General features: G+C 65.3%; 23 protein-coding genes and 2 tRNA genes. 11 read left to right on the top strand and 14 right to left on the bottom strand.

The features are described 5' to 3' along the window. Positions 1-138: 138 nt before the first annotated feature. Positions 139-600 carry an Hsp20 family protein gene (locus tag VIL88_RS05530; protein WP_331986795.1) on the bottom strand — a complete coding sequence of 154 codons (462 nt, stop codon included), beginning with the start codon at positions 598-600 and terminating at the stop codon, positions 139-141. Between the two features lie 367 nt (positions 601-967). On the opposite strand from VIL88_RS05530, the gene VIL88_RS05525 reads away from it, so the two are divergent. Then, positions 968-1,939, top strand: a complete 972-nt coding sequence (locus tag VIL88_RS05525) for an alpha/beta hydrolase (protein ID WP_331986794.1) — start codon at positions 968-970, stop codon at positions 1,937-1,939. Positions 1,940-1,952: 13 nt separating this feature from the next. On the opposite strand, the gene VIL88_RS05520 is transcribed toward VIL88_RS05525, so the two are convergent. Together VIL88_RS05520 and VIL88_RS05515 are read right to left on the bottom strand one after the other, a co-directional pair. After that, a complete protein-coding gene (locus tag VIL88_RS05520; protein ID WP_331986793.1) occupies positions 1,953-2,738 on the bottom strand; it encodes an inositol monophosphatase family protein in 786 nt (261 codons plus the stop codon). A 47-nt stretch (positions 2,739-2,785) separates the two neighbouring features. Further along, positions 2,786-3,685, bottom strand: a complete 900-nt coding sequence (locus tag VIL88_RS05515) for an N-formylglutamate amidohydrolase (protein ID WP_331986792.1) — start codon at positions 3,683-3,685, stop codon at positions 2,786-2,788. A 246-nt stretch (positions 3,686-3,931) separates the two neighbouring features. Here VIL88_RS05515 and cpdR point away from each other — a divergent pair, with 246 nt between their 5' ends. The 3 genes from cpdR (at position 3,932) to VIL88_RS05500 (ending at position 4,693) form a co-directional block, all read left to right on the top strand. Further along, the gene (gene cpdR, locus VIL88_RS05510) at positions 3,932-4,291 is read left to right on the top strand and encodes a cell cycle two-component system response regulator CpdR (protein WP_046139960.1); all 360 of its coding nucleotides are present in this window, start codon (positions 3,932-3,934) and stop codon (positions 4,289-4,291) included. A 222-nt stretch (positions 4,292-4,513) separates the two neighbouring features. Beyond that, positions 4,514-4,588, top strand: a tRNA-Val gene (locus VIL88_RS05505). A gap of 30 nt (positions 4,589-4,618) precedes the next feature. Further along, positions 4,619-4,693, top strand: a tRNA-Val gene (locus VIL88_RS05500). A 160-nt stretch (positions 4,694-4,853) separates the two neighbouring features. Here VIL88_RS05500 and VIL88_RS05495 read toward each other — a convergent pair. Continuing rightward, complete coding sequence (locus VIL88_RS05495) at positions 4,854-5,072, bottom strand: hypothetical protein (protein WP_331986789.1); 219 nt, start codon at positions 5,070-5,072, stop codon at positions 4,854-4,856. 49 nt (positions 5,073-5,121) lie between these two features. Continuing rightward, a complete protein-coding gene (locus tag VIL88_RS05490; RefSeq protein ID WP_331986787.1) occupies positions 5,122-5,736 on the bottom strand; it encodes a pyridoxamine 5'-phosphate oxidase family protein in 615 nt (204 codons plus the stop codon). 133 nt (positions 5,737-5,869) lie between these two features. On the opposite strand from VIL88_RS05490, the gene msrB reads away from it, so the two are divergent. Next, positions 5,870-6,274 carry a peptide-methionine (R)-S-oxide reductase MsrB gene (msrB, locus tag VIL88_RS05485; RefSeq protein ID WP_331986786.1) on the top strand — a complete coding sequence of 135 codons (405 nt, stop codon included), beginning with the start codon at positions 5,870-5,872 and terminating at the stop codon, positions 6,272-6,274. Positions 6,275-6,310: 36 nt separating this feature from the next. Here the strand turns inward: msrB and hrpB are convergent, their stop codons facing one another. Then, positions 6,311-8,764, bottom strand: coding sequence for an ATP-dependent helicase HrpB (hrpB, locus tag VIL88_RS05480; protein ID WP_331986785.1), 2,454 nt, complete (start codon positions 8,762-8,764; stop codon positions 6,311-6,313). 121 nt (positions 8,765-8,885) lie between these two features. On the opposite strand from hrpB, the gene VIL88_RS05475 reads away from it, so the two are divergent. Then, a complete protein-coding gene (locus VIL88_RS05475; RefSeq protein WP_331986783.1) occupies positions 8,886-9,749 on the top strand; it encodes an aldose 1-epimerase family protein in 864 nt (287 codons plus the stop codon). A gap of 193 nt (positions 9,750-9,942) precedes the next feature. Here the strand turns inward: VIL88_RS05475 and VIL88_RS05470 are convergent, their stop codons facing one another. From VIL88_RS05470 to VIL88_RS05460, 3 genes are all read right to left on the bottom strand, one after another. Continuing rightward, a complete protein-coding gene (locus VIL88_RS05470) occupies positions 9,943-11,451 on the bottom strand; it encodes an ATP-binding protein (RefSeq protein WP_331986782.1) in 1,509 nt (502 codons plus the stop codon). A 101-nt stretch (positions 11,452-11,552) separates the two neighbouring features. After that, positions 11,553-14,099 carry an ABC transporter permease gene (locus VIL88_RS05465; protein WP_331986780.1) on the bottom strand — a complete coding sequence of 849 codons (2,547 nt, stop codon included), beginning with the start codon at positions 14,097-14,099 and terminating at the stop codon, positions 11,553-11,555. After that, positions 14,099-14,806, bottom strand: a complete 708-nt coding sequence (locus VIL88_RS05460; RefSeq protein WP_331986779.1) for an ABC transporter ATP-binding protein — start codon at positions 14,804-14,806, stop codon at positions 14,099-14,101. The genes VIL88_RS05465 and VIL88_RS05460 overlap by 1 nt, the downstream gene beginning before the upstream one ends. A 190-nt stretch (positions 14,807-14,996) precedes the next feature. Here VIL88_RS05460 and VIL88_RS05455 point away from each other — a divergent pair, with 190 nt between their 5' ends. Further along, positions 14,997-15,521: a heme-binding beta-barrel domain-containing protein gene (locus tag VIL88_RS05455; protein ID WP_331986778.1), complete on the top strand. Its 525-nt coding sequence runs from the start codon at positions 14,997-14,999 to the stop codon at positions 15,519-15,521. Here the strand turns inward: VIL88_RS05455 and VIL88_RS05450 are convergent. Next, positions 15,511-15,921, bottom strand: coding sequence for a DUF2177 family protein (locus tag VIL88_RS05450; RefSeq protein ID WP_331986776.1), 411 nt, complete (start codon positions 15,919-15,921; stop codon positions 15,511-15,513). The two genes, VIL88_RS05455 and VIL88_RS05450, sit on opposite strands and share 11 nt — an antisense overlap. A 165-nt stretch (positions 15,922-16,086) precedes the next feature. On the opposite strand from VIL88_RS05450, the gene VIL88_RS05445 reads away from it, so the two are divergent. Together VIL88_RS05445 and VIL88_RS05440 are read left to right on the top strand one after the other, a co-directional pair. Beyond that, the gene (locus VIL88_RS05445) at positions 16,087-17,433 is read left to right on the top strand and encodes an NAD(P)/FAD-dependent oxidoreductase (RefSeq protein ID WP_331986775.1); all 1,347 of its coding nucleotides are present in this window, start codon (positions 16,087-16,089) and stop codon (positions 17,431-17,433) included. After that, the gene (locus VIL88_RS05440) at positions 17,430-18,155 is read left to right on the top strand and encodes a DUF1365 domain-containing protein (RefSeq protein ID WP_331986774.1); all 726 of its coding nucleotides are present in this window, start codon (positions 17,430-17,432) and stop codon (positions 18,153-18,155) included. The genes VIL88_RS05445 and VIL88_RS05440 overlap by 4 nt, the downstream gene beginning before the upstream one ends. Here the strand turns inward: VIL88_RS05440 and VIL88_RS05435 are convergent. Next, the gene (locus tag VIL88_RS05435; protein WP_331986772.1) at positions 18,150-18,920 is read right to left on the bottom strand and encodes an SDR family NAD(P)-dependent oxidoreductase; all 771 of its coding nucleotides are present in this window, start codon (positions 18,918-18,920) and stop codon (positions 18,150-18,152) included. The two genes, VIL88_RS05440 and VIL88_RS05435, sit on opposite strands and share 6 nt — an antisense overlap. 189 nt (positions 18,921-19,109) lie before the next feature. After that, positions 19,110-20,390, bottom strand: coding sequence for a Gfo/Idh/MocA family oxidoreductase (locus VIL88_RS05430; protein WP_331986771.1), 1,281 nt, complete (start codon positions 20,388-20,390; stop codon positions 19,110-19,112). 193 nt (positions 20,391-20,583) lie between these two features. On the opposite strand from VIL88_RS05430, the gene VIL88_RS05425 reads away from it, so the two are divergent. Continuing rightward, entirely contained in the window at positions 20,584-21,261 is a 678-nt protein-coding gene (locus tag VIL88_RS05425) for a GntR family transcriptional regulator (protein ID WP_331986769.1), read from the top strand. A 79-nt stretch (positions 21,262-21,340) separates the two neighbouring features. Beyond that, positions 21,341-22,315 (top strand): aldo/keto reductase, encoded by a 975-nt coding sequence (locus VIL88_RS05420; RefSeq protein ID WP_331986768.1) that lies wholly within the window; start codon positions 21,341-21,343, stop codon positions 22,313-22,315. Positions 22,316-22,317: 2 nt separating this feature from the next. On the opposite strand, the gene VIL88_RS05415 is transcribed toward VIL88_RS05420, so the two are convergent. Both VIL88_RS05415 and VIL88_RS05410 read right to left on the bottom strand, forming a co-directional pair. Continuing rightward, positions 22,318-22,635 carry a BrnA antitoxin family protein gene (locus VIL88_RS05415; protein ID WP_331986767.1) on the bottom strand — a complete coding sequence of 106 codons (318 nt, stop codon included), beginning with the start codon at positions 22,633-22,635 and terminating at the stop codon, positions 22,318-22,320. Beyond that, the gene (locus VIL88_RS05410; RefSeq protein ID WP_331986765.1) at positions 22,598-22,873 is read right to left on the bottom strand and encodes a BrnT family toxin; all 276 of its coding nucleotides are present in this window, start codon (positions 22,871-22,873) and stop codon (positions 22,598-22,600) included. The genes VIL88_RS05415 and VIL88_RS05410 overlap by 38 nt, the downstream gene beginning before the upstream one ends. Between the last annotated feature and the right edge of the window lie 27 nt (positions 22,874-22,900).

The raw sequence follows: 22,900 nt of genomic DNA, 5'->3' as shown, positions 1-22,900 counted from the left end.
CGCCTGAACCACGCAGATTCAAAGCGTGAAGCAGCGGAAGTACCCGTTCCTATAGGCAATGCGCTGGAAAGCGCGGGGCACGCAGAAAAAAGGCGCAGCCGGATGACTGCGCCTCGGGTATTCCACAAAGGGGTCGGATTAGTTGACCGACTGATCCTCGATGGTCTGCTGGGTGTTGGCGGTGCCGATCTGGATAGTGCGCGGCTTCTTGCTTTCGGGCAGTTCGCGCTTCAGTTCCAGATGGAGCAGGCCGTTTTCGAGCGTGGCACCCTGAACCTCGACATAGTCGGCGAGCTGGAAGCGGAGCTCGAAGGCGCGCTCGGCAATGCCGCGATGGAGGAATTCACGGCTCTTGTCAGCGGAGTCGGCGGGCTTGGCACCCTTGACCACCAGGCTGTTTTCCTTGGTCTCGATGGCGATGTCGCCATTGCTGAAGCCGGCGACGGCGATCGAGATGCGGTAGGCGTCCTCGCCGGTGCGCTCGATATTGTAGGGCGGGTAGGTCTTGGCTTCCTGCCCGACCAGGGTGTCGAGGCGGTTGAAGACGCGGTCAAAGCCGACGGTGGAACGGTAGAAGGGGGAAAAATCAAAGGTCTGCATAGTCACATTCTCCGTAAAGCAACGTGGATGTCCCGGTGGTCTCGTCTGGCGCTCCCAGCATTAGGCAAGCGGCTGTTTCCGAGGTCGGGGTTCCCGGAAGAACCGGCGAACGAGTGAGATATGGGAGGGGTTTTTCGCTGTTCAAGAGGGAAAATATGAACTGGAAATGAATGATGCGGTCCGCTCAAGTTCAGGGTCGGGAGGCTAGAACGGCAAGCGTGGCGAGCAGGTCCTCGTTGCACAAACGGTCCATCACCGCCCCCCGCATGGACCGTCGCAAGGGAGCCGGCATCTGTGAAAGCAGATGCCGGTTTTCCTTTTGGGCCGGCTCTGGTTAAAGAGCGGGGCCAGCACGAGAGACCCCTTCATGAACGCCGTCGATCCCCACGGACCTGACCTCGTCAACATCGCGTCGAACCCGATGCCGGAGGGCGGCCGCGTCGGCTATTTCAAGACGCAGGACAATGTCCGGCTGCGCTATGCCCTCTGGCCCAAGTCGGAGGGCGCACATCGCGGCACCATCTGCCTCGTGCAGGGGCGCACCGAATTCATCGAGAAGTATTTCGAGACCATTGCCGACTTCCGCCGGCGCGGCTTTTCCGTCGCGACCTTCGACTGGCGCGGACAGGGAGGCTCGGACCGGCTGATTGGCAGCCCAAAGCTTGGCTATGTCGACCGGTTCGAAGACTACTGGTGTGACCTCCGCAGCTTTCACGGCGAGATCCTGCTGCCCGATTGCCCGCCGCCCTTTTATCTGGTGGGCCATTCGATGGGCGGGCTGGCCTCTATCTTTGCCGGCATCAACGACCGGATGATGTTCGAGCGCATCTTTCTTTCGGCGCCGATGCTGGCGCTGGACCGGCAGCCGCTGAGCATGCGCGGCATGGCCAGGCTCACCGAGGCCTTGAGTTTTCTGGGCATGGGGCGGATGCCGGTGGGGCGGCGGCAGGACAAGCCGCTGGGCGAAACGAGCTTTGTCAACAACCCGCTCACGGGCGACCTCGTGCGCTATATGCGCACCGTGGACGTGGTGCGGGAACGGCCCACGCTCGAAATCGGCGCCCCCACCATCCGCTGGGCAGCGTCGGCCTTTGCCGCCATGGCCGAGGCCGCCGAGGAAATGTTCCCCACGCGCATCAAGATCCCGGTGCTGATGCTGGCGGGCGCGCGCGACGAAGTGGTTTCGACCAGCGCCATCGAACAGCTGGGCCTGCGCATGCGCAACGGTCGGCATGTGGTGATTGCCGGAGCGCGGCATGAACTCTTCATGGAAACCGATCCGATCCGCGGCCAGGTGCTGGCAGCGTTCGACGCATTCATCACCGAGCAGTCGGCCTAAAGCCGGCTGAACACTACGCGGCGTTGATCAGAGCCAGCGCCTTCTCCAGCAGTTGTGGCGTCGCAGCGGCTACGACATCGCCGCCGCCGGTGGGTTCGCTGCCGTCCCAGCAGGAAATGGCGCCGCCTGCTTCGCGGATGATCGGCACCAGGGCTGCGATATCATAGGTATTGAGGAAGGGCTCGATCACCAGATCGGCATGCCCGGCCGCCAGCAAGGCATAGCCATAGCAGTCCATGCCGAAGCGCTGCAGGCGCGTCGCGGCTTCCATCGCCTGCCACTTGCGAAGAAGCTCGGGCGTGCGGAACAGCGCCGGCGTCGTGGTGAAGACGCGGGAGGGCGCCAGTTCGGTTTGTCCGCTGGTGCGGTTGGGGATGGTGGTGGCGCCGCGACGATAGGTGGAGCGGCCAGGTACGGCCAGAAAGGTTTCGCCAATAAAGGGCTGGCTCATGAGCCCGGCAATGGCCGTGCCGCGATGGGCAAAGCCGATCAGCGTGCCCCAGACTGGTGCGCCGGAGATGAAGGCGCGGGTGCCGTCAACCGGATCGATGATCCAGCTATATTCGCTGTCGCCCTGGCTGCCCCATTCCTCGCCGATGATCGCATGGTCGGGAAAACGTTCGCCGATCACGGCGCGGATCACGGTTTCGGCGCCGCGATCGGCCTCCGTCACCGGGTCAAAGCCGGTCTCGAGCTTGTTGTCGATGCCCAGCGTGGTGCGGAAGAGGGGGAGGGTATGGGCCGCGGCAGCCTCGGAGGCGGCAAGAAGGGTCGCTTCGATTTGAGCCAGGTCGAGCATGGTGAGGCCTGAAGGTTGAGGTTGGTAGCGCGGCTACGGGGGCAGGGTTATTCCGCAGCCAGCCTGTCGGCCGACGGGAGCGGGGTGCCGGCGACGGTGGCCGGATCGAGATTGATCAGGGCAAAGATCAGCCGGTCGACCAGGCCGCGGACGGCATCGAAGTTGTCGTTCTTGGCCAGCGTCACTTCGTTCATATAGAGGTGGCGGCTGATCTCGATCTGCAGGGCGTGAACGCCGTGCTGCGGACGGCCATAGGCGCGGGTGGTGAAGCCGCCGGCATAGGGCCGGTTGCGGGCGACGCGCAGGCCGGCGCTGGTGAATACGGTCTCGACCAGGTCGATCAAGGCCGGCGCGCAGGTCGTGCCATAGCGATCGCCCAGGACGATATCTGGCGGCACCTTGTCATTGGCGCGGGCGATGCGCGGCATGGAATGGCAGTCGATCAGGAGGGCGACGCCAAAGGCAGTAACCGCCTCGCCCAGCAGGGCCTGGAGGGCCGCATGATAGGGGTGGTAAATCCCCTCGATGCGCATGCGCGCATCCTCGAGCGTCAGGCGCTCCTTATAGATGGGCTTGTTTTCGGCCACGACGCGCGCCAGCGTGCCGAGCCCGGCGGCGACGCGGGGCGAGGTGGTGTTGAACCGGTCCGACAGCGGCTCTACGAACATGGCCGGGTCGAGTTCCCAGGGCTCGCGGTTGACGTCGAGATAGGCGCGGGGGAAGTGGGCGCGCAGCATGGGCGCGCCGAGATGGGGCGCTCGGGCAAAGAGTTCATCGACCCAGGCATCTTCCGACTGGCGGATCGATAGGTGATCCAGCCGTGTCATGGCGAGGAAACGGTCCGGATAGACGCGGCCGGAATGGGGTGAGTTGAACACCAGCGGTGCCACCAGCCGGCGCGGCCGGATGGTTTCGAATGCTGGCTGATCCCAATAGTCGGACCGCACGCTGCCTCCAGAAAGGGCTTGGCGCCTGACGCTGCCCGGTGATTTGTTGAGCCAGTCTCGCCCGTTACCGCCGTCTTGTCCAGCCAAGCACGTGGAAAGGCCGGCAATTGGCTGTGATCAGCGGGTTTTTGGCGCGTGATTTTGCGAATAGGCAAACTTCGCTTAAACATCGAGCGATAAGATGCGATTCACTGGCGCGCATGCTGCGCAACGATCGTGCTGCGCCCTTGATGGCCGGAGAACCCAATGAAACGAATCCTCCTTGCGGAAGATGACAACGACATGCGTTCGTTCTTAACGCGCGCGCTCAAGAATGCCGGCTACGAGGTCGTTTCCTTCGACAATGGCCTTTCGGCCTATGAGCGGCTGCGCGAGGAGCCGTTTTCGCTGCTGTTGAGCGATATCGTGATGCCGGAAATGGATGGGATCGAACTGGCCCGCCGCGCCACCGAACTCGATCCGGACCTCAAGGTGATGTTCATCACCGGCTTTGCCGCCGTGGCGCTCAACCCCGACAGCGACGCGCCAAAGGATGCATCGGTGCTGAGCAAGCCGTTCCACCTCAAGGACCTGGTCAATGAAGTCGAGCGGCTGCTGGCCGCCTAGGGAAACTCGTTGCGGCGGTCGCCTGCCGCGGCTTTCTGTGCTTCCGGTGCTCACGTACTGATGTACGCTCCGCTCCGGTCTTAAAATCGACGTCATCCGACTCACCGCAAAGAGTTTCCCACAGCGGTCGGCGCGATGGATTTTCGGCCTTGACCATGGAAGCGGTTTTGTGGTCTATCCGCGCCACTGGAACGGCTTAGCGCTTTTCCTTCCCGGAGAGATGGGCGTATAGCTCAGCGGGAGAGCACCTCGTTGACATCGAGGGGGTCACAAGTTCGATCCTTGTTACGCCCACCATCTCTCTAGAATACTTTCGCCTCTGGCGATGGGAGTATAGCTCAGCGGGAGAGCATTCGCTTCACACGCGAAGGGTCACAAGTTCAATCCTTGTTACTCCCACCACTCTTCTTCAGGTGATGACGGTCTGCACCCGGCGTTCTTCTGCGCTCCGGTGCTCACGTACGTCAGTACGCTCCGCTCCGGTGCTTGAAGAGCCACCGGTTTCGACTCGTCCTGACCTGAAGAGGCCGCTTCGCGGCCAGCGCCAATTGCGGGCAGTTGCTTAGGCCGACCCCTTGAGCGGGAGTTCGATGTCTTCCTTCACTTCGCGCTTGAGCTCTTCGCGGGCGGTTGAGCCGGTCAGCTTCTGGCGGACGCGTTCGACTTCCTCGTCGCTGACGGCGATGGGATCGCCCGTGTCGTCGGGCAGGCCGGCGCCGGTCTGGGCGATGGTGTCGTTGCGCGGGCGGTCATTGGGGCCGGTGGACGTTTTGTCGGTCATGAGGGATCCTCCGTGGCAAGGTTAAACGCCCTGCGAGGGGAAAGGTGCCTCACCACATCGTCTGTTTCGCCCGTTCCGGCCAGGCCCGGTCATAGGCTTCGCCGCCCACCGCGTCGTCGGTCATGGCGGCCAGCATCTCGCCGGGCGTAGGCAGGGTTGACGGATCGATGTGCCGCGCCGGATTCCAGAGTTCGCTGCGCACGATGGCGCGGGCGCACTGGAAATAGACTTCCTCGATGTCGAGCACGATGACCGAGCGCGGTGCCTTGTCCTCGACGGCGAAGCTTTCCAGCAGGGCCGGATCGATGGTGAGATGGGCGCGGCCATTGGCCCGGAAGGTCGTGCCGCTGCCGGGCAGCAGGAAGAGGAACGCGCAGCGGGGATCGCGCACGATGTTGCGCAGCGAATCGATGCGGTTGTTGCCACGGCGGTCTGGCATCATCAGCGTCTTGTCGTCGTGAACACGGACAAAGCCGGGCCTGTCGCCACGCGGCGAGCAGTCGATGCCCTCGGGCCCGACCGTTGCCAGCGCCACGAAGGGGCTGGCCTCGACCAGCCGCCGATATTGCGGCGTCAGGCGAGGGGCAACCTTTTCGGTGGAGGCGGGGCCGGGAGCGGGCAGATAGAGGGCCTCGAGCTCTTCGATGGAAGCGACAATGGTCATGATGGTATCTGCATGAGGGCCCGGGCGGGCCTATGGGCGGAGTGTAACCGAACCTATATGATATGCGAATGATCGGGCGAGACGACTTTAGTTGGGGCGCCGGAATTTGAGACGGTGCCCGGAAGGAGCAGATATGGACAGCCATGCTTACAAGGTAACGCGAACCGATGCGGAATGGCGCGCCATGCTGACGCCGGAACAGTATCAGGTGATGCGCAATCACGGCACCGAGCGGCCGGGCAGCTGTGCGCTGCTTTATGAGAAGCGCGCGGGCACCTTCTCCTGCGCCGGCTGCGGCACGCCGCTGTTCGAATCGACGCTGAAATTCGAGAGCGGCACGGGCTGGCCGAGCTTCAACGACCCGCTGCCCGGTGCGCTCGAGACCACCACCGACCGCAGCTATGGCATGGTGCGCACCGAATGCCACTGTGCGACCTGCGGCAGCCATATGGGGCACGTCTTCCCCGACGGTCCGCCGCCCACGGGCCTGCGCTACTGCATCAACGGGGTGGCGCTGAACTTCACCCCCGCCGAATAAACGAAAGCCCCGGAGGGATCCGGGGCTTTTTCCTTGCTAGGTGCCGCGTGGCTTTGCCCGTGCGGTGGGCGCGGCCCTGGCGGGATCGTCGGGCCAGGGATGGCGCGGGTAGCGGCCCTTGAGATCCTTAGCGACATCGGCCCAGGAGCCGGCCCAGAAGCCGGGCAGGTCGCGGGTGATCTGGATCGGGCGCTGCGCGGGGGAGAGGAGCGACAGCACCAGGGGAATGCGGCCATTGGCGATGCTGGGGTGGCGGGTGAGGCCGAACAGCTCCTGCACGCGGATGGCGATGCCGGGTCCGCCCTCGGCCTGGTAGTCGATGGGGACGCTGTTGCCAGTGGGGGCGGTGAAGTGGCTGGGCAGGAGCCTCTCGATCTCCTGCCGCTGGGCATAGGGCAGCAGCTGGTCGAGCGCGAGGCGCAGGTGGTCGGCCCCGATATCGGCGAGACGGGTCAGCCCGAACAGCGCTGGCGCCAGCCAGTCGGCGGCGGAGGCGGCGAGCGCCTCGGTGGAAAGATCGGGCCAGGATCCGCCCAGCGTCCGGTGGAGGAAATTGGCGCGGGATAGCCAGGCCTGCTGCTCGCGGCTCCAGGGGAGTTGATTCAGGCCCCCACGGACGGCAGCTTCGGCCAGCAGCAGGGCTGCCGCATCGGGATCGTCGATGGAGGCCGGTTCGTCGGCAAGGCGAAGGGCACCGAGGCGGCGCATGCGGCGGGCGCGGACGCTGCCCGAAGGCTCGTCGAAGAGGAGGCTGGTTTCGCTGACGATCTTTGCCCCGAACAGCGTTTCCAGCTCATCGCGGTCGAGCGCTGCGGCAGCGCGGATGCGGCTCGCGGCGGCGGCGCCGGTCATGTCGGTGACCACGAGGAACGGCGCGGCGGCGAGGGCATCGGTTTCATCGAGCGCGGCCTGGCGGCCATTGGCGAGGCGGAACCTGCCGCGCCCGCCGGCAGCCTGGGCCACGCGATCTGGATAGGCGCGGGCCAGATGATAGCCGGCGGAGAGGGCTTGTGAGCCTGCGCTGGAGCCGACGAGCCTGCCCCAGCGGCGCGCCAGTTGGCGCGCGTCCTCGGCGCGGCGGGAGCGGTCGGTGCGAAAGCGGTCGAGCCGCTGGGCAAGGTCGGTGCTGTCGCCGCCGAGGCCCCGTTCGCCGAGGAGCACAGCCAGTTCCGCCGCCGTTTCCGCGTCGCCCTCTGCTGCCGCAGCGTGCACCATGTGCGCGAGGCGCGGATGAAGGGGCAGGCGGGCAAGGGCTTTGCCTTCGGCAGTCAGCCGCCCGGCGGCGTCGAGGGCATCGAGTGACTGGAGAAGGGCGATGGCTTCGCGCCAGGCGGGCGCGGGCGGCGGGTCGAGGAAGGGGAGAGTGGCCGGGTCAGTGACGCCCCAGGCGGCGAGGTCGAGCGCCAGGCCTGCCAGATCGGCCGCCAGGATTTCGGGCGTGTCGAAGGGGGCGAGGGCGGCGGTCTGGCCCTCGTTCCAGAGGCGAATGGCGACGCCCGGCATGGTGCGGCCGGCACGGCCGCGGCGCTGGTCGGCGCCGGCGCGGGACACGCGGGTGGTGGCAAGTGTAGTAAGGCCCGTGCCCGGTTCATAGACGGGAACGCGGCGGAAGCCGGAGTCGACGACGATGCGCACGCCCTCAATGGTCAGCGAGGTTTCGGCAATGGAGGTGGCGAGCACGACCTTGCGGCGTACCCCTTCGGCGGGGCGGATGGCGCGGTCCTGCTCGGCGGGGGAGAGCTGGCCATAGAGCGGGGCGAGATCGGCGTTGGGCGGCAGGCGGGTGGCGAGGCGTTCGGCGGTGCGGGTGATCTCGCCCTGACCGGGCAGGAAGACGAGGGCTGACCCCTCGTGCTCGCGCAGGGCGGCGAGAACGGCGGTGGTGACCTGGTCCTCGAGGCGCCCGCGCGGATCGGGTTCGCGATAGAGGGTCTCCACCGGAAAGGCGCGGCCCCGCGACTCGATGACCGGCGCGTCGCCCAATAGCCGGGCAACGCGGGCGCCATCGATAGTGGCGGACATCACAAGCACCCGCAGATCGGGGCGGAGCGCGGCGGCGTCGAGCGCAAGGGCAAGCCCCAGGTCGCCGTCGAGGCTTCGTTCGTGGAACTCGTCGAAGAGGACGGCGGCAATCCCAGTGAGTTCCGGATCGTCCAGCAGCATGCGGGTGAATACGCCTTCGGTGACGATCTCGATGCGGGTGCGGGCGGAGACGCGGGCATCCATGCGGACGCGATAGCCGACCGTCCCGCCGACCTCTTCGCCCAGGAGCCGGGCCATCTGTCCTGCAGCGGCCCGGGCGGCAATGCGGCGGGGTTCCAGCATGACGATGCGGCCGTCGCCGCGCCAGGAGGCATCGAGCAGTGCAAGGGGCACCCGGGTCGTCTTTCCGGCGCCGGGTGGCGCCACCAGCACGGCATAGGAACCGGCGGCAAGGGCCGCCTGGAGCGCGGGCAGGGCGTCGTCGATGGGAAGGGGCGGCAGGGACATTGGCTGCTTTTGGCGCAACGACTGCATTGTTGCAACGTTCAGCCGCTGCCGCGCGGCGGCAAGTCTGGACAAGGCAATGGCGTCCTGCCATGCGCAGACAGGAATGTATTTGGGGGCAGGCATGGCGATTACGCAAATCAGCAACGACGACCTGACGGTGGAAGTGTCCTCGCTGGGTTCGGAGATGCAGTCGGTGGTGACCAGCGACGGGCAGTCCTGGCTCTGGCATGGCGACGGCACATTCTGGGCCGGCCGCTCGCCGATCCTTTTCCCCATCGTGGGGCGGGCGCCGGGTGACCATATCAGCGTCGATGGCGAACGCCACCCGATCGCGCAGCACGGCTTCGCGCGGCGTAGCGAATTCGAGCTGATGGAAAATGGCGGCGACTTCTGCCGCTTCCGGCTGATCGCAGGACCAACGAGCCTCATGATCTACCCTTTCGATTTCGAACTGGTGCTGGAGCATCGGCTCGAAGGCCGCAGCGTCACGGTGACGGCGGAGGTCACCAATCGCGACAGCCGGCCCATGCCGTTCGGAATCGGCTTCCACCCGGCCTTCCTCTGGCCCATGCCAGGCGCCGACGGCCAACCGCACCAGGTGGTGCTGGACAATGGCGGTGAGCCGGTACGGGCAACGCTGTCGGGTGGGCTGATCGAGCGGGAGATGCAGCCGTCGCCGTTCGAAGAGGGTGTGCTGGTGCTGGATCACGCGCTGTTTGCCGATGATGCACTGGTGTTTCCGGAAGGCGCCGGGGCGGGCCTGCGGTACCAAGCGGGCGACAAGGCCATTCGCATGACGTGGCAAAACCTGCCCAACCTTGCCCTCTGGACCAAAGGGGAGGCGCCCTTCATCTGCCTTGAGCCGTGGCACGGCATGGCCGCAGTGGCCGGCGGCAGCGACGCAATCGAGGAGCGGCCCTATGGCGAGGTTCTGGGACCGGGTGCAAGCGGGCGGTATTCCTTCAGGGTGGAGTTTGTGGGGTAATTTGCGCGGGGATGTGGTTGGGAGGCGATTGCCCCGGCCACAGCGTCATTCCCGCGGAAGCGGGAATCCACTCTTTGATGCGGACGGCAGGAAGAATGGATCCCCGCCTGCGCGGGGATGACGCCGTGGTTGTGCAACGTGATTTAACGCCGTGGTTGCACGCGGTACTTGGTGCGCTGACAACTGTTTTAGCCTACTCGGCCGCGCCCTGGATTTCGGCCACGACATCGGGTCCGTTCGGGTCGCCTGGAGCCGTTTCTACGCCCAGGTCAGGGAAGGCCACGACCCGGTTCTGGCGGAAGTCGAGGCGGACCACCAGTAGTCCGCGCTCCTCGAACCAGGTGAGGAGGCGCCGGGCGCGGCTGGCGGAATGGGTGCCGTAGAGGCGGGCCAGGGTGACGTCGGAGGGGCAGGGGGCGCCTGACAGTGCGGCCTGGGCCAGCACCAGGAACACGCCCTGCACATCGTCGGTCAGGGTTTCGCTTAGTGCCAGGGCCTGCTGCCAGCCGTCGGACTGGGCGATCTCGGCATCAGGCGCCACGCGCGCAACGGCGAGCTTGCGCTTGAAAGCGGGCAGCGCCGGCGGTTCACCCTGGACGCGGCGGATACGGCAGCGGACCAGGAAATCCTGGTAAAGGACGGCTACTGTGCGGAAGCTGGCATCGGGGTCGCCCAGGAGTTCGGCCATGATGGCGTCGATCTGCGCGTCGCGCTCCGCCTCATCGATTTCCGGAAACAGCGTCTGCGGCGCTTCCTCAACCTGCGGGCGGGCGCGGGTCAGCTGCGCCAGCAGCTCGTTGGTCGATGGCGGCGGTGGCGGCGGCGGACGGCGCACGACCGGACGAAGCTGTTCCTCGGGATCGGCGGTAAAGATCAGGTCTGCCGCATCGACCGGCGCTTCGAAGGGGACGAGCTTGGGGCTGGTGGAGCGGGCCGAGGTTTCGACCGGACCGATGGTCACCGGTAGCGGGCGACGGGAGATGGCGGGGCCCAGGGCCACGAAGTGGCCGCGGGCGAGGTCGCGGAACTGTTCGGCCTGCCGCTTTTCCATGCCGAGGAGATCGGCGGCACGGGCCATGTCGATATCGAGGAAGGTGCGGCCCATCAGGAAGTTGGAGGCTTCGGCCGCAACGTTCTTGGCGAGCTTGGCCAGGCGCTGGGTGGCGATTACACCGGCCAGACCCCGCTTGCGGCCGCGGCACATGAGGTTGGTCATCGCCCCGAGCGAAAGCTTGCGCGCTTCGTCCGAAACTTCGCCGGCTGCGGCTGGGGCAAAGAGCTGGGCTTCGTCGACGACGACCAGCACCGGATACCAAAAATCGCGGTCGGCATCGAACATGCCACCCAGAAAAGCCGCGGCGGCCCGCATCTGCTGCTCGACGTCGAGACCTTCCAGATTGAGCACGACCGAGACGCGGTGCTGGCGCACGCGCGCAGCGATACGGGTGAGTTCGGCCTCGGTGCGGGTGGCATCGACGACGGTGTGGCCGAACTTGTCGGCCAGGGTGGTGAAATCGCCCTCCGGATCGACAATGCATTGCTGCACCCAGGGCGCGGATTGCTCGAGGAGGCGGCGCAGGAGGTGCGACTTGCCGGAGCCGGAATTGCCCTGCACCAGGAGGCGGGTGGCGAGGAGCTCTTCGAGATCGAGCATCGCGGGCGCGGCGCCCGTGCTGACGCCCATGTCGATTGCTACCTTCATCGGTTCTCCAAAGCCCTGTGGCGGGTGACTGTTAGCACCAGGCGGCCCGATTCGGGCCAGCCTGGTGGCGGCAAGTCACAGGCTTTGCGCCGCGGCGGCGATCACAAATCGCGCAGGAGGCGGGCCGGGCGGGCCGAGGCAGCGCGCAGGATGGTCATGCTGCCAAGGAGGCCGGTGATCACCAATGCGGCGACAAGCACCACAAGGAGGACGTCCGTGTTGAGGACGAAATCGACGTTGAGCATCACCATGCTGACCACAAAGCCGAGCCCGATGCCCAGGAGCGTCGCCGGAATAGCGGCAAGCGCGGCCAGGATCAGGAATTGCGTGAAGGCGGTGCCCAGAAGGTTCAGCCGCGTCGCGCCAAGCACCTTGGTGATCACTGCATCGGCCTCGCGCTGGCGGCGGCCAGTGGCGAGGCTGCCGATCAGCACCAAGAGGCCGTTGCCCACGGCCAGGCCGCCGATCAGCGCCGAAGCGAAGGAGAGTTGCGCCAGGGCATCGGTGATTTGCTTGAGCGTATCGCCGATGGCGATGAAGCGGATATCGGGAAGGTCCTGCGCCAGCTGGCGTTCCACCGCTTCTTCCTGGCCGGGAAGGGCGGTGACGGCGGCAAACAACGTCGTCGGATAGCTTTCCAGCACGCCCGGGGAAAAGGTGGCAAGGAAGTCGATGCCGCCTTGCCAGGAATAGTCGCGGAAACTCGCGACGGTGACGGTGACCGGATCGCCGAAGATGGTGAAGGTCAGCGTGTCGCCCAGATCGACGCCGAGGCCCGAACGCAGGCTCTGGTGGAGCGACACGAGGCCGGGTCCGGAATAGTCGGGCGCCCACCATTCACCCGCGGTCAGGCGCGAGGAAAAGGGCATTTCGGAGCGGAAGGTCAGCGGCACTTCGCCGGCCAGGAGGAATGTCGCCTCCGGCCCGCGGGTGCGCACCTCGGCCACCGGTGTGCCGTTGATGGCGGTGAGCTCGCCGCGCAGCATGGGCGTCGAGACGAAGCGCTCGATCGTTCCGCCTGGAGCGGCAAGGGTTTCGAGCAATTCGACCTCGTCGGGGAAAAGGTCGGAGGCAACAAGCGTCGGCACGTCAAAGGCCGAGGCGCCCAGGAATTCCTGCCGCATATTGGCCTGCAGCACGAGGACCACGATCAGCATGACGAGGGCCATACCGGCTGAAACGACGACCGACGCCGCATTCTGCCCGGAGCCTGAGATGGCGCGCAAAGCGTGGCGCAAGAGGGAAAAGCGCGGCTCCGGCATTCGGCGCAGGATGGACTGAATGGCGCGCACGAACAGTTCGAACACCACTGCGGCGGCGGCGCTCGCCACAGCAAAAGCGGCGACGAGTTGCCAGTCGCCGGTCATCAGCCAGGCGAGGACAAAGAAGGCCGCGGCGGCCAGGAGGAGCGGCAGGATCTGCGGCGACAGGAGCAGGGCGCGCCAGTCGGCGGGCGGCGCCGACAGCCCCTTGGAGCGGAACAGCAGCACCGGACGGATGGTCTGGGCCTGCTGCAGCGGCAGGTAGGCGAAGGCAAAGGCGGTGAGCAGGCCGGCGCCAGCAGCGACCAGCAACGGCTGGAGGTAAAGCGTGGGCACGAGGTCGATGCCGACGGCACGACCGACATAGGGGAGCGCAAGAAAGGCCCCGCCACCGCCAAGGAGGAGGCCGGCGCCGACGCCGACACCGGCCAGCGCCGCGACCTGCGCAAAGAAGTGGATGAAGATGCGCGGGCGGCCGGCGCCCATGGCGCGCAAGACCGCGATGACGCTGGCGCGTTCGGCGATATAGGCCTGCATGCCCGTCCAGACGCTGACGCCGCCGATCAGCAGCGAGCCGAGGCCGACAATGACGAGGAAGCGCATGAAGAGGTCGTAGTAGCGCACCATCTGGCCCAGGGCGTCGCGGGCGGAGCGGATGGTCCAGCCGCCGTTGCCTAGCGCGTCATCGAGCGCCAGGCGCGCGGCGTCGGCATCGCTGCTGGAAAGGAGGATCTTGTAGCGCGACCAGGTGCCCAGGCCCGGCAGGGGCGAGGAGCGGTCGGAGACGACGCCAAAACCCTCCGTGCTGACCAGGGCGGTGAGGCCAAGGCGGAAGCCGCGCACGGTCGTGTCGGGAATGCGGGAGAGGGTGCCACGCGCCTCGAATACCGTGCCGCCCAGCGAGAAGGTGTCGCCCACGGCAATCTGGAGCTGGTCGAGCAGCAGCGGATCGACCAGTGCGCCGGGCACTTCCTCCCGGATTTCGAGCAGTTCGGCGAGGGTGGTGCTGCCGGTCAGCTGCGGGCTCACGACCTGGCCCAGGAGGGGATAGGCGGGGCCAACGGCGGCAAGGTCGACAAAAGCATCGGCGGCTTCGGACTCGGCGCGGACATTGGTGTCAACCGTATCGGCAACGCGGCCGAAGCTTTCCATGATGGCCAGCTCTTCAGGCGTGGCGACGCGGTCGGCGCGCGAGAGCTCGACATCGCCGCCCATGAGTTCGGCAGCGCCGGTCTCGATGGCGCGGCTGATGCTGGCGCCGACCGAGTTCACCCCGGCGATCAGCGCCGTGCCGACGGCAAGGCAGACGACCAGCAGCACGAAGCGGCGCAGGTCGCCGCGCATGTCGAGGAGGCCAATGCGGATGGCAGCCAGGATCTGGCGCATCAGCGGGCAGCCGTGGTTTCGACCAGTTCACCGGCCGTCATGGTGAAGACGCGATCGGCGCGTTCGGCCAGGTGCGGATCGTGGGTGATCAGCACGACGGCGGTGTTCTGCCGGCGCGCCAGGTCGAACATCAGCTCGACCACGACGGCGCCGGTTTCCTGGTCGAGATTGCCAGTGGGCTCGTCGGCGAGCAGGAGCGGCGGATTGGCGACCATCGCGCGGGCAAGGCCGACGCGCTGCTGCTCACCGCCGGAAAGGGCCGAGGGGCGATGGTCAAGCCGCTTGCCCAAGCCGACCGCATCAAGCGCCGCCGCGGCGCGCTCGCGCACCTCATGCAGGGAGAGCTCGGGCTGGGCGATCTCGAGCGCCAGGCCAACATTGTCCTGCGCCGTCAGTGACGGAATGAGGTGGAAGCTCTGGAAGACGATGCCCATGGTCTTGCGGCGGAAGCGGGCGAGATCGTCCTCGCCCAGGCGCCCCAGGGCATGATTGTGGACGGTGATCTCTCCGGTGGTCGCGCGTTCGAGGCCGGCCAGCAGCATCAGCATCGAAGTCTTGCCGCTGCCCGAGGGGCCGACAATGGCGACAACTTCGGCGGGTGCGACCTGGAGGGACACGGAGCGGAGGATGTGGAGCGGCCTTCCGGCAACCTCGAGGCTATAGGTCACGTCCCGCGCATCGATGATCGAAGAGTTAGAAGTATTCACCAGAACCGTTTCCATCCTGAGACGTTCAAGCCGCTCGTGCCCTTCTGGGCGTTGCTGCTCTTGTAGCCGAGGGCAGCTATCAAATTCGTAACAACAGCGACAGATGTGTCAGATTTCCACTGGCTTCGGAACCGCCGCGCTGGCAGAGAAGAGCAGTGTTTTGAGTCACCGCCAAGCAAGGGGCCTTCCGATGACGATGCGATCTAAACTCTTTGCGCTGGCGCTGGCCTTGCCACTGGCCCTGACCGGCCCGGCCGGGAGCTTTGCGGCAGAGCAGGAGCTGGCGCTTCTCGGTTCCTATGTCGGCAACTGGCGCGGCGAGGGGGCGCTGGTGGGTGGCGATCGCAACGAGCCGTTCCGCTGCCGGCTGACCGTAGCCACCGGCAACCAGGGCAAGATCAACTATTCGGGCCGCTGCACACTGGTCAACGCCACGCTCTCGATCAGCGGCACCATCGCCTACAATGATGCCGCGCGCCAGTACGAGGCGGCCATGAGCTCCAATGCCGGTTTTACCGGCCTCGCCATCGGGCGCGAGAGCGGCGGCCGGATCAGCTTCGACCTCAAGGAGCGCCAGAAGGATCGCACCGGCAGCGACGTGCGCATCGGCTCGCGCATCTATCTCGAAGGCAACAACAGCATTACCGTCGATTTCGAGGTCGAGTTCAACGATTCGGGTGAAGTGCTGACCGCCAGCGTACCGTTCACGCAGTAGGGGGCCACCAGGACAGCGCCGCATAACCGGCCAGGGCTGCGATGGCGCTGACGCTGATTCCCCAGGCAAGGTCGACCAGGCTCACCAGCAGCGGCCAGTCGCGCACGGTCGAGAGGTTGGTGAAGTCATAGGTGCCGTAGGCGACAAGGCCGAGCAGTGCACCCAGGCCCAGCGCCACCAGCCAGGAACCGGCCGAAGCGGCGGGCAGCACGGCGAACACCACCAGCCCCACGACGTAGACCAGGTAGAATGCGGCCGCGACGGGGAAGTTGGGGGTGTCGCGCAGCAACGGGCCGAGCAGCGGGCGGTATAGGCGCGGCACGGCGAGGCTGAGCCAGGCGAAGTCCAGCGCGAAGAAGGCGACGGCGGAGGCAAGGTAGGCCAGGATAGGGGCGGGCATGGCGGGCTCCACAGGAAAAACTGTCTGGAGCCGATGCTCTCACGCGGGGGTCCAGAGCGCCAATCGTGCTTATTTTGCGCTGATGCCAAATTCCAGCAAAACGGACTGAAACTCTCCCGGCCGAGGTTCCGTTGCTCGAGGCTAACCTATGTTAGGATAGCCCAATTGCGTCAACAGCCTTTTCCTTCAAACCTCTCCCGTGGCCGCCGGATCGCCGTGGTGGGGAGCGGCATTGCCGGTCTTTCCGCCGCCTGGCTGCTGAGCCGCAAGCACCAGGTCACCCTCTACGAAAAAGAGGACTGGACCGGCGGCCATGCCCATACCGTCGACGTGGAAACCCCCTATGGCCGGACGGCGGTGGACACCGGCTTCATCGTCTTCAACCAAGCCAACTATCCCAACTTCACGGCGCTGCTCGATCACCTCAAGGTGGAGAGCACCGAAACGCATATGTCTTTCGCCGCATCCATAGGGGACGGCGCGCTGGAATATTCTAGCGATCCGCTCGGCCTCGTGGGGCAGAAGCGCAATCTGGTGCGCCCGCGCTACTGGCGCATGCTGGCCGACATCGTGCGCTTCTATACCCATGCCGAGAGCCTGCTCGACAGCGCCGAGATCGAGGGCGTCACGCTCGGCGAGTTCCTGGACCGCCATGGCTATTCCCGGCACCTGGTGGAGCTGCATGTCTTGCCCATGTGCGCCGCCATCTGGTCGAGTTCGCCCGACGCTATCCGCGGCTTTCCCATGCAGTCCTTTGTCCGGTTCTTTGCCAGTCATGAGCTGTTCACGCTCGGCCGCCGCGCCCTGTGGCGAACCGTCAAGGGCGGCAGCCGCAGCTATGTGACTGCCTTGCTCAAGGACTGCTCCAGCACAATGCTGCGGGCGCCGGGCGCGCGCTCCATCATCCGGCAGGGCGGGCTGATCACGATCGAGGACAGCAATGGCCAGCGCGACGTGTTCACCGATGTGGTCCTCGCCAGCCATGCCGACCAGTCGCTCGCCCTGCTCGAGGATGCCGACGAGCTCGAGCGAGAGGTGCTGGGCGCGTTCCGCTACACGAAGAACCGTGCGGTGCTGCATGACGATCCGTCACTGATGCCCCGCCGCAGGCATGTCTGGGCCAGCTGGAACTATATCGGCAGCAAGGCCGATGCCGAGGACGATGCGCTCTGTGTCAGCTACTGGATGAACCGGCTGCAAAACCTCGACCGTCGCCACCCACTGATCCTGACGCTCAATCCCACGCGCGAGCCGCGCTCAAGCACCGTGCTGCAGAGCTATGACTACGACCATCCGCTGTTCGACCAGCACGCCCTTGCCGCACAACGCGACCTCTGGCAGCTGCAGGGCCGCCATGGCACCTGGTTCTGCGGCAGCTATTTCGGTTACGGCTTCCACGAAGATGCGCTGCAGTCGGGGCTGGCGGTTGCGGACTATTTCGGCGTGGCAAGGCCGTGGCCGATACCTCCGAGCCGCATCGCCGCTGCGCCCCTGCTGGAAGCCGCAGAGTGAGCGGCAGCGCCATCTATACAGGCGTGGTCACCCATAAAAGGCTGCGCCCGAAGCGGCACCGGCTGAGCTATCGGGTGTTTTCGCTCCTGCTCGATCTCGATGAACTGCCCCGCCTGTCGCTACGCTGGCTCAAGATCAATCGCTGGGGCCTCATGAGCTTTCATGAACGCGACCATGGAGACGGGGGACCGCTACGCCCATGGGTGGACGCGCAATTGGCAAGAGCGGGGATCACGGCGGGCGGTGCAGTGCGCATGCTGTGCTATCCGCGGATGCTGGGCTATGTGTTCAATCCGCTTACCGTCTATTTCTGCCACCGGCCTAATGGCACTCTGGCCGCCATCATCCATGAAGTGCACAATACGCATGGCGAACGGCACGCCTATGTGCTGCCGGCAAGCGAGGGCACGGTCCGGCACAGCTGCCCCAAGACGTTTTTCGTCTCGCCCTTTATGCCGATGGACTGCGTCTACCACTTCACCATCACGCCGCCGGACGAGACGGTGCGCATCGGCATCGTGGAAAGCGACCGGGAAGACGTGCTGCTGACCGCAACGTTCAGCGGAGAGCGCACCGCGTTGACGGATGCGGCGTTGCTGCGTGCCGTGCTTGCCCATCCCCTGATGACGATGAAGGTGACGGCGGCGATCCACTGGGAGGCGGTCAAGCTCCTGCTCAAGGGCTTGCGCGTCTACCCGCACCGGCCGCACCGTGCTTCATAGCCGGCGCACCATGCGCCGGGTGATGGCAAAGAACGGGCGGTAAGGCAGCACGCCCAGGAGCTTCATCAAGATGGTCATCTGCCAGGGGAAGACGATCTCGAAGCGACCGCGTTCGAGGCCGCGCATGATGGCCCGCACTGCCGCATCGGTATCGATCAGGAAGGGCATGGGGAAGGTGTTTCGCCGGGTCAGCGGCGTATCAACAAAGCCGGGATTGATCAGCGTGAGCTCGACATTGTCGCCTTCAAGCTCGGGCTTGAGCGATTCGGTCATGGCGATGAGGCCTGCTTTGCTGGCCGCATAGGCGGCGGCCGTCGGCAGGCCGCGGTACCCGGCCACCGACGCCACGAGGGCAATGCGACCGGAACGCCGCTGGCGCAGGCGCGGCAGCAGGGCGCCAAGACAATAGACTGCGCCAAGGAGGTTGATCTCCATCACGGATGCAAACTTTCCGGTATCGAACTTTTGCGCCGTGACTTCGCTGTTGGTTCCGGCGTTGATGATGGCAAGGGTGATGGGGCCAGCCTCCGCCTCGATCCGGGCCACGGCTGCGCGGACGGCCTCTTCATCCGTGACATCGAGCCGGACCGGAAGGATCGAGCCAGGCCCCTTGGCCTCTGCTGCAAGGGACAGGAGATCGGCTTCGGTACGGGCGCTGGCGGCCACCGTCATGCCGCGCGCGGCCAGTGCCAGTGCAATGCCTCGCCCGATGCCGGTGCCCGCGCCGGTGATCCAGGCCGTTCCGGTAAACGTCTCGCGCGCCATGGGTGCTCCCTGATCATGATCTGAGCGAGATACGGGAGTTAGGGGCGAAAGGTTTCCGGTTTGCCAATCCTCTTTTGTCACCCGGCGAAAGCCGGAACTTACGCGGCGAACCAAGCCAGGCCAGGTGCTTGGTTGGAAACGAACATGGACCCCGAGCCCTCGCTGGAATCCTATCGCTGTAGGAGCGGACTAGAGCTTGACCAGCGTCTTAACGTCGACCGGCAGCCCGGTCTGGAAGGACTGGTTGGCCGCGATGCCGGTGAGGATGGAGAGGGCGCCGTCGCGGTGGTTGGCGCCGTAGCCGGGGCGGGGCGTGGCATTGCCGAAGATTTCCTCGAGCATGATCTTGTCGCCGCCGCCATGTCCGCCTTCGCCGTGCTTGACCGGCACCTGGCGCGCTTCGCAATGAAGGGGAAAGTGGTAGAGCTTGACGCCCTTGGCGGCGCCTTCGGTGTCCGAGGTCGAGCCGGCATTGATGTAGGAGGTTTCGTGCACGGTGAGCTCGAGCCGTCCGCCGGTGCCGTTGATCGCGACGTTGAAGCCTTCCCAGGGGGCATAGGCGTAGAGCGAATAGGTCATCACCGCCTTGTTGCGGTAGCGGACCATGACATTCATAGTGTCTTCAATGGAGATGCCGTCGCCGAAGACGTTCTGGTCGCGCTGATAGCCGTCTTCCTTTTCGGCGTCCCAGTAGAGGCCCTTCTGCACCGGGTTTGAGGTGAGGTCGATGGCGAACTTGTCGTCCTTGGCGGCCTCGACGCCGGTGGTGCGGGTATAGGGGGTGAAGACGCCGCGCTGTTCGGCGTTGGCACGACCATAGAACTTGAGATCGCCCATGCCGAAGACCAGGTCTGGCTGGGAGCCGAGCCAGAAGTTCACGAGGTCGAAATGGTGGGTGGACTTGTGGACCATGAGCCCACCCGAATTGCGCTTGTCGCGGTGCCAGCGGCGGAAATAGTCGGCGCCGTGGCGGGTATCGAGCAGCCATTCGAAATGGACGGAGGTCGGGGTGCCGATGGCGCCTTCGGCGATCAGCTCGCGCAGGGCGGAATTGTGAGGGGCGTAGCGGTAGTTGAAGGTGACACGGACTTGTCTGCCGGTGCGCTCCACGGCATCAAGAATCGCCTGGCACTTCTCGGCGTCTGTCGTCATCGGCTTTTCGGTGATGACGTCGCAGCCTGCTTCCAGCGCAGCGATGATGTAGAGATGGTGGGTGCGGTCGATGGAGGTGACGATCACCGTGTCGGGCTTGTGCTCGGACAGCATGCGCGCAAACTCCGCCGCCTTGTAGGTGGGGAGCGCATCGCCCGCGAGTTCCTGCTGGATCACGCGATTGGTGAAGTCCATGCGCACCTGGTTGGTGTCGCAAAGGGCAACGAGCCGGGACTGATCGCGATGCGGACCAAGGATGGCTTCATAGAACATGCGGGCGCGGCCGCCGGTCCCCACCAGGGCGTAAGTCTTGGCCATCGAATTCCTCCGGTTGAATATTTTGGGCGATCCCGAACGGGTTGATCGCATCTACCATACAAGATTGGAAAGAGGTACTGTTTCTTTGGGCGCCGGCGGGGCATTGATTGTGCCGGCAGAATCCTGTGGAAGCTTGCATTTGGCGGGCGGGCCGGGCAGGGCAGGTGGCACATGGTGGAGGCGGAGACAAACAATGGCTGAAATCGTGTCCGGGGCGGCAGAGGAAACCATGGCTCTGCGCGTGGTCGGTGCCCTGCGTGACGACATCGTCACCATGGCCCTTAAGCCGGGCGACGTGATTTCCGAAAGCGACATTGCTGGCCGCTATGGCGTCTCCCGCCAGCCTGTGCGCGAGGCCTTTATCCGGCTGGCGCAGCAGGGGCTACTCTTGATCCGGCCCAAGCGCGCCACGGTGGTCAAGAAGATCTCTCCCGAAGGCGTGCGGCAGTCGCGGTTCATCCGCGAGTCGATCGAAGTCGAGATCATCCGGCGTCTTGCCGCACAGGCTGGTGCCGAGTCGCGCTCCGAAATGGATGCGCTGATCACCGAGCAGGAGGCGGCGTCCGACGCCGATGACAGCCGGCGCTTCCATACGCTCGATGAACTGTTTCATCGCACCCTCGCGCGGCTCGCCTCGGTGGAATATGCCTGGCAACTGATCGACGATCACAAGATGCAGCTCGATCGGGTGCGCTACCTGACGCTGGGTTCATCCTCGTCGCAGCGCGCCATCAGCGAGCACAAGCTGATCGTCGCCGCCGTTGCGCAAGGCGACGTGCCGGGTGCCGAGGCGGCGATGCGGGCGCATCTTGCCCGGGCCGAAGTGCTGCTGAACCAGACCATTGCCGATCATCCCGATTATTTCGAATAAAGTGGCCGGATCGCCGAGGCACGTCAGCCGTTTACGCTGACGCAGCGGCGATGCGGCCCGGGTGCAAAGGACCAGAACCATGAAAACACGACGCTTGGGCAAGACGGGTTACCAGGTCAGCGAGATCGGGCTGGGCTGCTGGCAGCTTGGAGGGGATTTCGGCCCGGTCGGCGACGACACGGCCAAGGCCATTCTGGAAGCGGCCAACCAGTCGGCTGTGACCTTCTGGGACACGGCCGACGTTTATGGCGGCGGCCTCAGCGAGACGCGGATCGGCAGCCACCCCAAGGGACCGGGCGTCCATGTCGCCACCAAGCTCGGGCGCGGCGGCGGGCTCTTCCCCAACAATTATTCCAAGGACGGCATCCGCGCGAGCCTCCAGGGCTCGGCGCAGCGCCTCGGCGTCGAGACGCTGGACCTCGCGCAGCTCCATTGCGTGCCCACCGAGGTGCTGCGCGACGGGCAGATCTTCGGGTGGATGGACGAACTCAAGGCCGAGGGCCTGGTGCGCCATTGGGGCGCCAGCGTCGAAACCATCGACGAGGGCATGATCTGCCTCGAGCAGCCGGGCTGTGCGACGCTGCAGATCATCTTCAACCTGTTCCGCCAGGATGCGGCCAAGGAGCTTTTGCCAAAGGCAGCGGCACAGGATGTCGGCATCATCGTCCGCCTGCCGCTGGCCAGTGGCCTCCTCAGCGGAAAGTTCGACAAGTCCACCCGTTTCGACGAGAGCGACCACCGCAACTACAATGCCGATGGGCAAGCCTTCTCGGTGGGCGAAACCTTTTCGGGCATTCCCTTCGAGCGCGGCGTGGAGCTGGTGGCAGAGCTGCGCGGCCTTGCTCCCGAGGCCATGCCGATGAGCCAGTTCGCCCTGCGCTGGATTCTCGACCATCCAGAGGTCTCGACCATCATCGCTGGCGTCAGCAAGCCGCAACAGCTTGCAGACAATGTCGCGGCCAGCGAGCAGAAGTCGCTGTTCCCAGCGCTGATGGGTCGCCTCGGCGAGTGGTATGAAAAGGACGTGAAGCCGGCGATCCGGGGCAACGTCTAAGGTCAGCCGGCGCGGCGCTTTGGTTTCTCACCCGCCGTGCCGGCCGCTTTTTCTTCATGGGCCTTCACGTAGGCCTTGAGCACATCCTGCATGCGCGTGATGTGGCCCTTGCCCTGCCGCTTGAAGAATTCGAAAACCTCGGCGTCGAGCTTAAGGTGCACCGACTTGCTTGACCGCGGCGGAACCAGGACCGCGTTTGCCCAAAAGTCTTCACCGAGTTCAGGGCCTTCAGGTGCGTTGGGATTGTGCTGGATTTCACCCGCATCTTTCATGCGGCGCAGTTCATCCAGAGAGATGCGCTTCCAAGTCTCTTCGGTCACGTCGGCCTCCTAACCAGGCAGAAATCAAGCGGGTTGCGCCATTGCGCTCGGTATGAATGACGACATAGCAGGTGTCATCGACCAGACCGATCGACTTGAAGCGCAGTTCGCCATAGTCGTGGCGCCGGTCTTCCCTTTTAAACGTCGGACCATCAAAAATTAGGGCCGCAACAAATATGTCCACGCCGTGCTTCTCAAGATTGCTTCGGCGCTTTTCTTCATCCCATTCGAAGTCCAAGTTGCCGCTCCAGAACCTTTGTTGCTA

The organism is Devosia sp. (genome assembly GCF_036563435.1).
Lineage (GTDB): Bacteria > Pseudomonadota > Alphaproteobacteria > Rhizobiales > Devosiaceae > Devosia.
The sequence above is the reverse complement of the archived record's forward strand: the minus strand, read 5'-3'. Positions and strand labels throughout refer to the sequence as shown.